This is a genomic window from Ruminiclostridium sufflavum DSM 19573, from assembly GCF_003208175.1.
GTDB classification, from domain to species: domain Bacteria; phylum Bacillota; class Clostridia; order Acetivibrionales; family DSM-1351; genus Ruminiclostridium; species Ruminiclostridium sufflavum.
Genome location: NZ_QKMR01000003.1, coordinates 190,944 through 205,510 on the forward strand (window position 1 = coordinate 190,944; position 14,567 = coordinate 205,510).

Sequence of the window (14,567 nt, forward strand, 5' to 3'; positions counted from 1 at the left end):
CTCTAAACACACATAATTTAAAAAAATATTTTTTAGCAAGTATTATTTTTTGTAGCCTATCTTGCTCAATTGCTCATTCATCAGCTCAATCTCGTCCTTAGTTATGTCCAGCTGAGGTGCTCTCATATATCCTGCATCTATTCCTCTGAGCTTCAGAGCCTCTTTGAAAAATGACATATTGCTTCCGCCCTTTAATGTTTCAACATACCTTACCGCAATTTTTTGGATTCTCGCCGCCTCTTCAATGTTTCCATCCATAAAGGCTTTATAAATGTCAACAAACGGTTCGGGATAAACGCACGATATTCCCGATACCACACCGGAGCATCCCATTGCAAGCGCAACATTAAACAGTCTGTCAGCTCCTACAAGCACTGAAAAATCACCGTCATTTATACCCAGATATTCCTGAGTCCTGACAAAATCAGGATAGCTGTATTTTATACCGACAACATTGCTGCATCTGTCAGCTATTCTCTTAGCAACATCTGCTTTGAGATCATTTGCGGAACACTGGGGAATATTATAAAGATAAATCGGGAAATCCTCAGGTACGCTTTTAGCAACAGCCACATAATATTCTTCTATTTCTCTGTCATTGACACCGAAAAATGATGGCGTTACAACGCCGATTCCGTCAGCACCTATTTCACTCGCATGCTTTGCAAGCTCAATCGTGTCATTTTGACACATCGCACCAACATGGATATATACCGTTACTCTTCCATTTGCACTTTTAACAACTGTTTCCGCAACAGCCTTTCTTTCCTCAACCGACATATGATACATTTCTCCGGTTGTCCCTAAAGGATACAAGCAGTTCACACCTTTTGAAATTAAAAATTCTACGATTCCGCTGACTGCCTTAATATCAACATTTCCATTTCTTTCAAAGGGCGTCACCATTGCTGTTGTAACACCATACAATTTTTTCATCACATGACCTCCATTTTTAATATGCACATTACGTTTACATAACCTGTCTGTTTTTGCGATAATCCTGCAGAAGCAGCGCAAATAACTTTCTTTTTTACTAAAGCCTTTCTGCAAAATCATCTTCTGCAAAAAAACATGCAGTAATATATATTGTTTACATATTGCATATTATTTATAAATCTCAATATTTGCAATATAATATACATGTAAACGTTTTCATGAAATGATAATATCACACGCCTATAAATAAATCAATAAAAATATACAAAAAATATTTTTATTCGACATGGATTTTGTTAGATATGCTTAAAATACAAGCCTTTTCATATCCATTTTTTACTTTCAGATTAAAAACCGTTGAATCTTTACGCTTATTATGATATCGTATACATAAGGTCAATTACCACGGCTGTACAGGCAATGAGTCCTCTTGATTTTTTAGGCCAGCCTCCTGAAGAATAAAAAATCACGCAGATTCAAGTTACACAAAACATCCGGCTTGAAAATCGCCGCAAAAGCTTTCAACCGTAATTGACCTCGTAAAATAACCAGACAGGTGATTATAAGATGAAAAACCCAACTATAAGAGATGTCGCTACTAAAGCAGGTGTTTCAACAGCCACAGTATCACGTTACTTGAATAACAGCAGCTATGTAAGCGAAGAAGTACAGAATAAAATAAGCAAGGTTATCCACGAACTGGATTTCGTTCCCAACTGTGTTGCCAGAAGCCTTAAAAGAACAGAAACCAACACAATAGGAGTAGTTGTTCCCGATTTGTCAAATGTGTCCTTTATGGATACAGTTAAAGCTATCAGCGATGTTGTTACTGCGAATAATTACCAGCCGATTATATTAAGTACCGAAGAAAGCATTGAAAAAGAAGAAAAGGTTCTTGATGTCTTAGTTTCTAAAAGAGTTGACGGTATTATAATAGCTTCTGCCGGAAAAAACGAGAGGCTGCTGAGGATAAACCGCACCAAGCTGCCTGTTGTCCTGTTTGACAGGGACTTTTGCAACTCAGATGACAACACAATTATAGACTCTGTAATTAACAATAACTTTATCGGCTCCTACCAGATGATAAACTACCTTATATCTCTTGGTCATAAAAAAATAGCAATATTGTGCAGCGAAAGCAACCCAATACTTAAAAACGACAGACTAAGAGGATATATTAAAGCCCTTGAGCACAATAACATAGCAATTGACGAAAACTATATATTATACGGAAACTATGCCTTTGAATCCGGTTATGAGCTTACCAAGAAGCTCATTATGCAGCCTTTGCAGCCGACAGCTATTTTTTCCGTAAATAATCTTATGGCCTTGGGCGCGGTTGCGGCCTTGAATGAAATGAATATCAGCATACCTGATAAAATGTCCGTATGCGCATTTGGTGTGTTTAAATACCACGCTATCCTAAGACCGGATTTAACAGTTGTAAATCAGCAGCCCTCCGAATTAGGAAGGATAGCTGCAAAATTGCTGATCAACAGGATGAAGGACCCTGATAATTGGAAGCCGAAAAAGGTGGTGCTTGAAGCCGATATCATTATGAAGAGTTCCTGTGCAAAGCCCCGTTAAAATGAAAAAGAGATGCAGTATAATATATTCCGGTATATTTGTTATGAAACCTCTTTGTTTCTGAATTTTATATCATTGAGAATTGATTTTTTCTCATCACCTCTCAATTGCTCCAATGTCCTCCAATTGCAAGCATTTCTTTCATAGAAATGCTTGCAAATTCTTTTTAGTATATTTTTTAATGACTGTTATTACATATTGCAGCCAATATATGGCTTCCCTGTCAGCTGTAATTATTCCTCTTCATCAATGCATGTACTTCCTCCATGGTAGGCAGCGAAGTAATCGCACCCATTTTCGAAACAGTCACGGTAGCAGTGTAATTAGAAAAGTCAAGCGCTTTGACAGGCTCCATACCCATACATACAGCTGTACTGAAGGCACCTGTAAAGGAATCTCCCGCAGCAGTCGGGTCAACCACATCAACAATATCTATACACGGCTTTATCACAAACATATCCTTATTCATGAATGCCACACCGTTACTTCCCAATGTAATAATTACATTTTTCACGCCTTTCGCCAGCAAAGCTTTTGCCGCCATTTCGACCTTTTCCTTGTCAATGCTGCCATCGTCCTTAGTTGTCTTTATCCCTGTCAAGCCGTATGCCTCATGCTCATTCGGAGAAATGTAAGTAAGCTTTGAAAGCAAGTCATCATCCAATTTCTGATATGGAGCTGAATTGAGCATAACAGGAACCCCCTTTGCATACGCAAAGTCTATTACCCTCCTGTTAACCTCCAGTGGAATCTCCAATTGCAAAATAACAAGATCATACTCTGCTATTTTTTCTCTTAAAAATTCCACATCATCAACAGTCAGTTTCATATTTGCACCCGGTACTACAATTATTCTGTTCTTTGTCTTTTTCCCGGGTACCACTTCTAAAATAATATTACTGACAGCAGTTGAGCAGGTTTCATCCCTCAATATATTATCAGCGTTTATCCCGGCATCCTTGATTGTTTTTAATAATTCATCGCCAAACATATCTGTTCCGAGCTTACCAACCATGGTAACGTTTACATCAAGTCTAGCAGCCTGTACTGCCTGATTTGCTCCTTTTCCACCTGCTGCGGATGTGAATGACAAGCCATCGTTCACTGTTTCACCTTCATTTGGAACCTTTGAAGTACTGTAAATCAAATCCATCACAAGACTGCCTACTACTAATATTTTAGGTATTTTCATAGTAAATTACCGCCTTTAGTATAAATATTTTATATTTCAATTCTTATAACATAGCCTAAAATTATAAAGATTCCTTATTTTTTACTCACACTATTATTTATATACATATTTCATGTCGTTCCGTATGGTAGAACAGTGTTCTGTTTTTATTATATTGCAATTGTATCACATTATTTTGTCTCATTCAACATTTTAATATTAATTTCTGTATTGTTTTTTTGTTGATAGTCTTTTTATGCGAAACACCGGGTTTAATTAGTATACTCTCGCTTGCTGTCATCAAACCTTTCAAAGGCCAGCTCTATCAGTCTGTCTATAAGCTCGGTATAAGGAATGCCGCTTTTATCCCAAAGCTTTGGATACATGCTTATTTGTGTAAATCCAGGCAGTGTATTAATTTCATTTATATATATCTGCCCTGTTTGCTTGTGAACAAAAAAATCAACTCTCGAAAGTCCGGCACAATCAAGGCACTTGAAAGCTTTGACCGCATATTCCCTGATTTTTTCAACTGTTTCAGCTTCCAGCTCTTCTGCAGGTATTATCACTCTCGAGCTATCTCCCGCCTGATACTTAGCTTCATAATCATAAAAATTGTTGCATGGTACAACCTCTCCGACAACAGAAGCAACCGGATTATCATTTCCCAATACGGCACACTCAATTTCCCTGCCGTCTATGAATTCCTCAACAAGAATTCTTCTATCATTCTTTGCCGCAATATCAAGCGCCTTAATCAGCTCTTCCCTGTTCCCGGCCTTGCTGACGCCTACGGAAGAGCCCGCATTTGACGGTTTTACAAAACAAGGATAAGTCAGTTTAGCTTCCACCTTATTTATTACATCCTCCTGCTCATAGTATATCTGTTTTCTGCTGAATACCAGATACTCTCCCTGAGGCAGGCCTTCCTTTTCAAATATTACCTTAGAATATGCCTTATCCATTCCCAATGCAGAGCCTAATACCCCGCATCCCACATATGGAACCTGTGCAAGCTCAAAAAGCCCCTGGATCGTACCATCCTCTCCGTTACATCCATGTAATACTGGGAAAACAACATCAATCGGTGCTTTTGTTTTCTTATCGAATATGCTCCTTGCAGAATTATCTGCCGCTATCTCAGAAGCTGCCTCCTTAACTTCCGTTTTTTCTTCCATAAGCTTTTGCTGCGCAACAGACTGCCATTCCCCGCTTCCTATTTTTTCAACCGGTCCCTCATATGTAAGCCACTGTCCAGCCTTCGTAATCCCAATCATAGCAACATCATACTTATCTTTATCTATATTTTCTATAACTGACTGAGCAGATACTCTGGATACCTCATGCTCAGATGATTGGCCTCCAAATATAACAGCCACTCTTATTTTTGACATAGTATAATACCCCCACTCCCAATTTGTTGCTTCTCATAAAATTTAAATTCCTTTAAATTATATTTTATATTCTACTATTTAAGTACCAATTATACAAGAATACCAGAGCATTTATCCAAATTAAGTGCTCTGGTATCACGTTTGAATCTATTTAAAATTATCCTATCCGATTTATCATTTTCCCTGTTCTGTAGTTGTTGAAGTCGATCTTAAGTATGGCACAGGGTCAACTGATTTACCATTTTTCAGAACCTCAAAATGTAGATGAGCACCATCCTCACATTCACTCTGAATAGGATCTCCTACAAGTCCGATTATTTCATTTGCCTTAACCTTTAATCCGCAGCAGATATCTTCCAAGCCCTGTTTTGACAAGCCTGCATACTTTGTAACCAAGCCGTCGCTTCCATGTGCAATTTCAACTGTAATTCCATTTTCATTGTCTTCCACCAGACATACTGTACCATCTGCGACAGCTCTTACCTTAGTAAGCTTGTCCACCTTGAAATCAAGTCCTTTATGAGCTCTTATGTCTCCTAATGTCTTTGATTCAGAGAAAGTATTTATGTCTCTGGTAAAGTCCTTCATAATCGGCCCGTCAACCGGCCGGTCAAATTTGAATACAGTCGCAGCAGCGGTAGTCTTTGCTTTGGTATCTGTCTTAGTATCCGACTTAGTCTTACCGGAGTCAGTAGAATCTTTTGCAGGTGTATTAGCTGCTGCTGTTGATTGATTTGCAGCTGCCGATTGATTTGCTGTCTCAGTTTTGCTGACACTTCCGGCAACGGCCTTCGTTTGCTCTTCCTGAACCTCTTGATTATTTGCTTCACCGGGAACAATCTTCGCAGTATCATTCATACTGGTATCAGGAGAATTCATGTTTTGGGTTGCTACATATATTGCTGTTGCTGCCACAATTAATATACAAACTGCTAAAATTACGTAGAATCCCTTATTATTAAAGAATCTAGACAGTTTGTTTTTCCAATTTTTTTCGTCCGGAATAAGTTTCTTCATAATATATATTCCACCTCCATTAAATATTGTTTCCTATAATTCCAACAATATACATGGAAGTTATAATAGCGTTATTCTTTTTTAATCAATCTTTATTGGATTTTTAATCTCCACACCCCTGTAATAGTACTTCAATATTTCCTCGCAGCTGCTGCCTTTCTGAGCCATATAATTGGCTCCGCACTGACTCATGCCCACCCCGTGTCCATATCCCAGAGTCGTTATGGATATCCTGCTGTCCGGCAGCTTAGTCAATTTAAAATTTGCAGACTTCAGCTGTAAAATTTTTCTGAAATCTGTACCCTTCATAGTAATATTTCCAATTTTCATATCCATTACTCTATCTCCGGAGGAATATTTTTTAATTTCTATATCTGACATTATATCCTTTTCATCTATTTTTATCTTCGGATTGAACTCCTTAAGCGCTTTAATTATATCCTTCTGCTCCCATATAACCTCATTTTTATACTCTTTGGAATTCTCCTCTCCGAAGCTTTCCACTCCCTTTAAATACGGTTCAGGAGTTCCGGCCCAGACATCCTCCGCATTTTCGGTATGTCCTCCGCTGTTTGAATGAAATAATGGATTTATTAATACATTATCATATTCTAAAACCTGACCGGAGGTTTCTTTAACCGCTTTGCAAATCTTATTCCAATATCTGAACGAGGACAGAAACCCCCACCTTTTCATAGCGGTATCCTTACTTATCCATGCCTGGCAATGTCCCGGGTCCGTGCATACATCAGCCCCATTATGAACATCGTCCTTACCGGAGCCATAAAGCTTAGTTGCTCGTCCTAATGCATAGGTTCTGGCTGCAATTGCTTGTGCTTTTAAAGCCTCCGTTTCAAATGATGCCGGCATTTCTGCGGCAACCACCCCCAATAAATAGTCCTCCAGCTGCATATTAACCACTTTCTTCTGTTCTGAAACATACACATTAATAGTAATGCTGTCCTTTTTATCTGCAGTATTCTCCGGAACTGTACCTATATCAAAATTATGTACTATAATCAAAGGTATCACTACAACAATTATGAGCATCAAAACAATATAGCCGATGACCTTCTTCATCCCTGCCTCCCTTTAATGTGTAATAGCGGTTTTGAATTTAACAAGACTATTTTTATATAAAATAGGTATTTAAAAGGCAGCATATAAAAACCCTTCTAATGAATATATATTTTATATATATTCATTAGAAGGGTTTTTATGAATTATGATGTTCAATATCATTTAATATTGTTCTTCTTCTATTCTTTCTATTTTGGCTCCCAGTGCCTGCAATTTTTTGTCCAGAGCACAGTAGCCCCTGTCTATATGCTGTATTTCACTGATCTCTGTTGAGCCTTCCGCAGCCAAGCCCGCAAGGACAAGAGCAGCACCCGCGCGTAAATCTGTTGCTTTTACACTGGCCCCCGTCAATTTCCCTTTGCCCTCAATTACAGCTGTTCGTCCTTCTATCTTTATATTAGCTCCCATTCTTTTAAGCTCACTGACATGCATAAATCTATTTTCAAAAATAGTTTCCGTTACAATACTTGTACCGGCAGTACAACTGAGCAGAGATGTCATCTGTGCCTGCATATCTGTGGGAAACCCCGGATACGGAAGTGTTTTAAGATCTATAGGCTTCAAATCCCCACTGCCCTTTACGGTAATGGAGGATGTGTCTTCCTCAATCTCGGTTCCTATTTCCTTCAATTTCGCTATGATAGGCTTTAAATGATCAGGAACAACATTATCAATTTTTACATTTCCATGAGTTATAGCGGCTGCCACCATATACGTTCCCGCCTCAATTCTGTCAGGGATTACGGCATGGTTACAGCCTTTAAGCCTCTCAACGCCTTCAATTCTTATTGTATCTGTTCCCGCACCTCTCACACAAGCTCCCATCTCATTCAAATAGCTTGCCAAATCAACTATTTCAGGCTCAATAGCTGCATTTTCAATACTGGTCTGTCCATCAGCCAAGACAGCCGCCATCATTATATTTTCTGTTGCTCCCACACTTGGAAAATCCAAATATATTTTATTACCTATAAGCTTCCTTGTCCTTCGAGCCTCAACATATCCATGGCCTTGGGCAATTTCTGCTCCCAGAGTTGCAAAGCCCTTTAAATGCAAGTCAACAGGCCTTGAACCTATGGGACATCCTCCCGGCAGAGCAACCCTTACAAAACCTTCTCTAGCCAACATGGGGCCCATTACCAGAAATGATGCTCTCAATTTATTTACCAGCTCATACGGTGCCGTTGAATTTGTTGTGTTTCTTAAATGAAAAGCAATGGCGGATTTATCTGCCTGTGGTTCCACAACTGCTCCCAAGGATCTTAACAAGTTGCACATTATTTTAACATCATTTAAATCAGGCACCTCTTCTATAATGCTTCTTGACTCACCTAGCAGAGTAGCCGCTATTATTGGAAGAACTGAATTTTTTGCACCATCTACTTTAATTGTGCCCTTTAAAGGTACACCTTCGCTGATAATATATTTAGCCAAATGAGCTCTTCCTTTCCTTTTTAGATTTTTTAACCTTAATACTCAGTGTTCACTATAGGCGTAGCCACCCATAAATATGTCTTGTTTTCCTGTTTATTGTATCTGATTGCTATACTTAAATTTACACTTTCCCCATTAATATTTAACTTATCTTTAATCATGGGCGAAAAGGCTGAAACACTTATTACATTTTCCTGCCTAGTACTATCCACCTTTTTTGCATCGCTTTCATTTAATATGTTCTTGCAGATTTTTTCCAGCTGGGTGTCCTCCACGTTTCCTTCATAGGTTCCGGTAATACATGAATTTACGACCACCTCCATACCATGCTTTTTAAACACGTTTTCTACTTTATCCCTGAGCAGCAAAGCTAATCCATCCTCTGCTCCGATTGCATCTATAGTTATATATTTATCTCCCGAACCGGATTTATTCCCTACAATACTTGCCACTGCTGATACTTTTACCCCATCTTTGGTAGCTCCTAATATTTCTTTTTTAATTAAATTGTCCGTACTTGCTGAATTTCTTGAATAGTTAGTTATCCCTATGGTATTAAATACCTCTTCGCAAAGACCTGACATGCTGTCAAGGTCTTTATAATCATTTGCAGCTCTCACAAAAAAATACATTTCATTTACTATCATATTTGCACCGGAAGCATTAAAAACATCAACAATTGACACGTCCTTACCGCTCTCCATGCTTTGTGTCCTTATGTAGTAAGTTGTTGCTGAAATACCGGCTACAAGTATGACAGCTATTAAAACAAAATTAAACTTTTTCATAATAAATCATTCCTTTCACTGATTACTAAAACAAATTTTTTTCCCTAAATATAATTTTTGGTATAAATTTGAATGCTATAACAAAAGTTATTCAGATACTATGATTATTGCCTTATTAAAAAGGTAGTATACATGATAAAGCTTATGAAAAAATTCACAAAAAAAACACAAAATATAAGCGCAGGCGGAAAGCTGCAGCTCTTATATTTGGAGCACAAAAAAACAGCTTCATGAAATGCGAAGCTGCCTTGATGTTATTGTTTTATAAAATTATAAATCCATCAGGAATATCCTTAATAGGTTGAAAGTGCTCTGCTGAGCATTATTGCAAAATTCCCCCTTGAAATATTTGAGCCTTCATTAAAGGACTTGTAGATGCTGTCTGAAGGTGTTAAAATCTGCAAATCAAAAATATTCTGGACATACTCTGAATACCACTGATTTTTTTTGAGCTTTGTAAATACACCCTTGGATTTAGTTTTAAATTCAAAAGATTTACTTATAATTGTACAAACCTCTGCAACAGTTATTTTATTATCAGGTCTGAAGGTTTTATCTGCAAACCCGGTCATTATACCCTTTTCAGCTACAGCAGCTATGTGTTTCCCCGCCCAGTGCTTGCCGGTATCCTTATACTTGCCGCCAATATCGGAAGTACTGTCCAATTGCAGCTTTAAGGCCTGTGAAAGCATTACCGCCGCTTCTGCACGTGTAAGTGTATTTTCCGGCCTGAAGGTTCCGTCTGAAAAGCCATCTGTCACTCCTATATCATGAAGATGCCGTATATAGTTATCAGCTTCGGTATTCAATATATCCTTGAACGGTCTGTAATTTAAATCATCAGTATTTGTGGTGATAACCCTGAAAGGTGCAATTACCATTGCTTCCTCAAGCTCAAGGGATGCTGAAGCCGATGCCTTTTTGTCGAAGGCATACGTAACATTTATATTTTTCCCGTTAGCCGTGCTAAAAGCAACTATTTTGATTCCCTTACCGGCTTCCCGGCTGGTAAGGGTAACCTTGTATTTTGCATTATCATATTCGGTTGTCACCCTTACACCGTTAGCCGAGACCCTTTGAACCGAAAAAGCTGACAGCATCAGTAAAATTATTAAAATTACAATATATCTTTTTGAATATTTCTTCATCTGTTCCTCCATTTGATGCCTGTCTCTCAGATTTCACCCGCAAGCACCAGCGCCTTTTCTATCATATACATGAGCTCTCCTCTTGTTACTGCCCCGGTAGGATCAAGTCTGCCTGATGATGAATTCGGCACAAAACCGTTTTCTACCGCAAAGGTAACCTTATTAAGCAAGTCCTTATCTATTCTGTTATAATCACTGTAATCAGAAGCTGTATCATACTCAGCCCGTACCTTTGTGCCGGATTTTAATTCATACAGAACAGTTGCCATCCATGCCGCTTCCTGCCTCGTACAAACAGCACCCGAATATTTATTTCCTTTTACAAGCCCGGCTTTAGCGGCAGATTCCATATATTCACTTCCGTATTGATAATCAAGGGTGTCAAAAATCAGCTTTACCGCATCCCCCAAGGCTGCCTTTTCATCGGGTTCAAACAACCTTCCCGAAACACTTTTCAGCTTGTGTATATAAGCTACATTTATTATAGAATCCTCGTATTTATGTCCGTAAATGTCATCAAATATACTGCTCGTCTTGTCTGCCACCGCAAAAACACCTGATGTCTGCGAACTAAAGCTTATAACTCCGGAGATATTATCAACATCGTATCTGTTCCAGGAATTCTGTTTTTCCCAATCGCGTGTCTTTGGATTAAAAATATATCCTGCTGTCTTTCCATCTGCATAATCAGTCTGCACAGAGTACGGGTAATTGACCACTAATGGTGTATTGAAGTCAGATATTTCAACTACGCTATCCCCTGTATCAAGAGTCACCTCAATTTCTGCCAGCTGCTTTCTGAGAAGCAGGTCATTTGCCTTTGCTGCGGGCTTATCAGGCGATAATGTGATATTAAATATATAAATCTGCTCAGCCTGCGTATCGGCACTTACAACATTTGCAAATATACCTGCCTTCAAATCATAGGTAACTGTTGAAGTCTTGAAGGAAAGGTTCTCTTTCAGCTGTTCAAGCTTATCAAATACCTTTTTGGATACATAAACAGAAATATAATCCGCTTTTGAAGGCGGCTCTGATACATCCACGGTATAATCCAGCTTATTGTCGGTATTCATAACCTCAACCAGCCTGTCTGCATTAACACCAACTATTTTAACAATCCATGTTCCGCTGACAACCTTTGTTGCTTTATCAATAAAGTCACCTGTTATAACATTGTCCACATCCTGATCCGAATCATAATCATCACTGCTTCTGAGAGTCCTTACGCTTATACTCTGAGTCGGCTGAGAAGTCAAAGCCTTAGCAGGATCATAAGCATATAATCTTGCAAAATATCTGAAATTTGATTTAAGTCCGTCTACCTTGTACTCGGATACAGCTCCAACCTTGTATTGCTTTACGTCCTTATAGTCCACTCCGCCTGCAACCTCAAGAATGTATTCAAGATTATCCTCCTTTATCCATTCAAAGGTAATACTGTTTTTTGTTTTTTCTTTTGTTCCAAACCCCCTCGGTGTCGTAGGAGGAATATCCTTTAAGGTTTTTAACGGCAGGGAATCACTCCACTCCGACTTTTTGCTTTCTGTCAGGTCTTTGCTGAAGGCTTCGGCTTGAATCCAGAAATAATATAATGTATCTGGTTTAAGTCCCGGAATTCGAATATAATCAACACCCGAGCTTTTTATTTGCTCGGCAGTAACTGTTATTGCAGCTCCTGCTTTCTCCGGATCATCCACCGTCCCGTACTTAACATAATACGTATTCCCGTCTGTCAGCTCCCAGCCTAAATCTATAAAGGTATCAGAAGCATATGTATAGTTAAAGGACGGTACTACCGGCTTCTCAACGATTTGTGAGGAAGAAGGCAGGGTAGTAAATATTATAGGATTTGATACATCCGAAAGCAAATCCGGCTCTCCTTCTCTTACGGCTCTCACCCATAGTATATAAGTGGTATTTGGTTTAAGATTGCTAACGGGGATTACTACGTTATGCTTGGCATAGATTGCAGCTGTGGTCTGAGAAGGAATATTTTCAGGTGCGTTCAGGGTAGGATCTTCTCTCTCGTCATTTGCCGCAGTAGAAATACCTTCAAGTATGTAGCTGTCAATTGTCGTAATGTCAATTCCTTCATAATATTCCTGACAGCCAACTGACAAGGTAATTCCTTTATCGTAGGCAACCTTTCTGTATGTAATATTATCAGGCGGCGTAGTAACCGGATTATATGGAGGTGTATCATTTAATGAGACTTTATCTGCTCTTGATTTCTGGTCATCATAAGACCATTCACCCTTTATTGAATCAAATATTTCATACCATCTGTTTTTCAACTGAATAGTTACACTTTTATCCGTAATCATATTGCTGACTCCATCAGTTTTCTTCCTAATCTGAAGAGGAGGATCTGACGGAATCAAAGGTGTATCAATAGCTCCTCCTGACAAAGTAATAATAACCTTAAGAGCAGGAGCTGATGCATGCTCCACATTCTGAATAACATCTTCCACTTTTTCGGCAAAGAACTTCTTCGCCACTATCTTAAAATAATAGGTATGGTTTGCCGTAAGCCCCTCAAGCTTATACTTATAACCGATAACCTTGTTATTATCCGCAGTATCTACTACATAATTCACTTCTCCGGGAGTAAAAGAGGACTGAATCAAGGTATCAGTCGCAGGTTTATCTATTTTATTCGGATCCTCTATCAGCCAGATATCATAAAGCACATCCTTGTCAATAGTTCCATCCGCATTTTTGGGTACTCTCCAAAGTACTGCGGCTGTATCTGTTCCAAGCTCTCCTTTAGTTTTAACACTGTTATCTGAATTAAGAATATCAGAATATGTAATTATAACATTTCCGGCTGAATCCTTAAATTCTTGAACAATTTCTGGCATAGCAGGTGTGGAAGAAACCTTTTCATCCTGAAGGGTTATTTTATCCGATACTATATTAACACTGTCAGGGTACAGATTCTGACCATCCTTGGTAACAGTTGCCCTTATCAGATAATAGCTGATATCCTCGCCAAGAGGCACAGTTATAAAGGTCGTGGTGCTCTCTTCAACAAGCATAGGTATAGGTACATTGCCTATATATTTGTCAATCTGATATGAAACCTTGATGTCTGAAGAGGAAATCCCTGTGACAACCGGACTCCAATCCAGCTTCCATATTGTACCTGCATCAGTTACAGCCATTTTTGTCGTTTTTGCCAAAATATATGTACTTACCAAAACAGTAGTGGGCTCTTTGGTTCTTACTATTTCTGAATCGGAAATATCCGGTATTATTTTGACATAATAAACTCTTCCGGCGTCATTAACAGTATGTTCATATGTAAGAGTTCCATCTGCCTCATTGACAAAAACGGGACCATTTATACCAATCTCATCTTTAGTTATATGAATGGGGAGAGTATTTGTAAAATCGGCGTTTTCCGATACATACAGCTTGTAGCTTATTCTCTTGCCATCATTCCAAACATCATCCCATGTTATCTTAAATTTATTTGTACCCGTAGTTTCACACTGAACATCAATATCAGTAAGAAATTTAACCGTATTTGAGCTGGCTGACTCATCTGACTTATATGTATTATTGGTAAGTGCATCGGTATATTCATAGTACGCTTTTGCATTTGCAGTATAAACAGTACCTGAATTTAAATTTTTCATTCGTATAGGTGTAGTTCCTGCAGGCACGTCCTTTTCTTTTATAAATACAGGCTTAGCTGTCCTGTAGCCCTTTGGTGACTCCTGAAGATATACGTTTACATATTTCCCTGTAATTGATACTCCCTGAGGATTATCAACTCCTGCCCAGCCGATATCTGCATAGAATCCGGATGCGCCTCCGTCAGAAGAGCTATACCCAATAGGCTTCTCAACATTGGGATATAACGCTGTAATAGCCAATCCACCGGGCGCAGGCTGAATTGGCATCTCAGCTCCAAAAGCCAAATCAGCCCCATATGTTGTTACAAGAAATATTATTAATACTAATGTTGCCAGTATTCTGTTTGTTTTCATTCTACATACTCTCC

10 protein-coding genes are annotated in these 14,567 nt (G+C 38.7%); 1 reads left to right on the plus strand and 9 read right to left on the minus strand.

What is annotated here, in order from left to right; all coding sequences use genetic code 11:
* Positions 1-42: 42 nt before the first annotated feature.
* Complete coding sequence (locus tag LY28_RS03570; protein WP_110460800.1) at positions 43-936, minus strand: dihydrodipicolinate synthase family protein; 894 nt, start codon at positions 934-936, stop codon at positions 43-45.
* Positions 937-1,503: 567 nt separating this feature from the next.
* Between LY28_RS03570 and LY28_RS03575 the strand changes: the two genes are divergently transcribed.
* Positions 1,504-2,523 carry a LacI family DNA-binding transcriptional regulator gene (locus LY28_RS03575; RefSeq protein ID WP_110460801.1) on the plus strand — a complete coding sequence of 340 codons (1,020 nt, stop codon included), beginning with the start codon at positions 1,504-1,506 and terminating at the stop codon, positions 2,521-2,523.
* A gap of 223 nt (positions 2,524-2,746) precedes the next feature.
* Here LY28_RS03575 and LY28_RS03580 read toward each other — a convergent pair whose 3' ends face one another.
* From LY28_RS03580 to LY28_RS03615, 8 genes are all read right to left on the minus strand, one after another.
* Entirely contained in the window at positions 2,747-3,715 is a 969-nt protein-coding gene (locus LY28_RS03580) for a ribokinase (protein ID WP_110460802.1), read from the minus strand.
* A gap of 251 nt (positions 3,716-3,966) precedes the next feature.
* Positions 3,967-5,088 (minus strand): D-alanine--D-alanine ligase family protein, encoded by a 1,122-nt coding sequence (locus LY28_RS03585; protein ID WP_110460803.1) that lies wholly within the window; start codon positions 5,086-5,088, stop codon positions 3,967-3,969.
* A gap of 174 nt (positions 5,089-5,262) precedes the next feature.
* Positions 5,263-6,105: a M23 family metallopeptidase gene (locus LY28_RS03590; protein WP_110460804.1), complete on the minus strand. Its 843-nt coding sequence runs from the start codon at positions 6,103-6,105 to the stop codon at positions 5,263-5,265.
* An 81-nt stretch (positions 6,106-6,186) separates the two neighbouring features.
* Positions 6,187-7,185, minus strand: a complete 999-nt coding sequence (gene spoIID / locus LY28_RS03595) for a stage II sporulation protein D (protein ID WP_110460805.1) — start codon at positions 7,183-7,185, stop codon at positions 6,187-6,189.
* A 162-nt stretch (positions 7,186-7,347) separates the two neighbouring features.
* Complete coding sequence (gene murA / locus LY28_RS03600) at positions 7,348-8,619, minus strand: UDP-N-acetylglucosamine 1-carboxyvinyltransferase (RefSeq protein ID WP_110460806.1); 1,272 nt, start codon at positions 8,617-8,619, stop codon at positions 7,348-7,350.
* A gap of 35 nt (positions 8,620-8,654) precedes the next feature.
* On the minus strand, positions 8,655-9,407 hold the full coding sequence (locus LY28_RS03605) for a YwmB family TATA-box binding protein (protein ID WP_110460807.1): 753 nt from the start codon (positions 9,405-9,407) through the stop codon (positions 8,655-8,657).
* A gap of 293 nt (positions 9,408-9,700) precedes the next feature.
* A complete protein-coding gene (locus tag LY28_RS03610) occupies positions 9,701-10,555 on the minus strand; it encodes an S-layer homology domain-containing protein (RefSeq protein WP_110460808.1) in 855 nt (284 codons plus the stop codon).
* Between the two features lie 26 nt (positions 10,556-10,581).
* Complete coding sequence (locus LY28_RS03615) at positions 10,582-14,553, minus strand: fibronectin type III domain-containing protein (RefSeq protein ID WP_110460809.1); 3,972 nt, start codon at positions 14,551-14,553, stop codon at positions 10,582-10,584.
* Positions 14,554-14,567: the final 14 nt, after the last annotated feature.

Bases quoted from the DNA above. Each gene is read 5' to 3' on its own strand.
- LY28_RS03575 (WP_110460801.1), top strand. From the start codon at position 1,504: ATGAAAAACCCAACTATAAGAGATGTCGCTACTAAAGCAGGTGTTTCA.
- LY28_RS03580 (WP_110460802.1), bottom strand. From the start codon at position 3,715: ATGAAAATACCTAAAATATTAGTAGTAGGCAGTCTTGTGATGGATTTG.
- LY28_RS03585 (WP_110460803.1), bottom strand. From the start codon at position 5,088: ATGTCAAAAATAAGAGTGGCTGTTATATTTGGAGGCCAATCATCTGAG.
- spoIID (WP_110460805.1), bottom strand. From the start codon at position 7,185: ATGAAGAAGGTCATCGGCTATATTGTTTTGATGCTCATAATTGTTGTA.
- LY28_RS03615 (WP_110460809.1), bottom strand. From the start codon at position 14,553: ATGAAAACAAACAGAATACTGGCAACATTAGTATTAATAATATTTCTT.
- LY28_RS03610 (WP_110460808.1), bottom strand. From the start codon at position 10,555: ATGAAGAAATATTCAAAAAGATATATTGTAATTTTAATAATTTTACTG.
- LY28_RS03570 (WP_110460800.1), bottom strand. From the start codon at position 936: ATGAAAAAATTGTATGGTGTTACAACAGCAATGGTGACGCCCTTTGAA.
- LY28_RS03590 (WP_110460804.1), bottom strand. From the start codon at position 6,105: ATGAAGAAACTTATTCCGGACGAAAAAAATTGGAAAAACAAACTGTCT.
- LY28_RS03605 (WP_110460807.1), bottom strand. From the start codon at position 9,407: ATGAAAAAGTTTAATTTTGTTTTAATAGCTGTCATACTTGTAGCCGGT.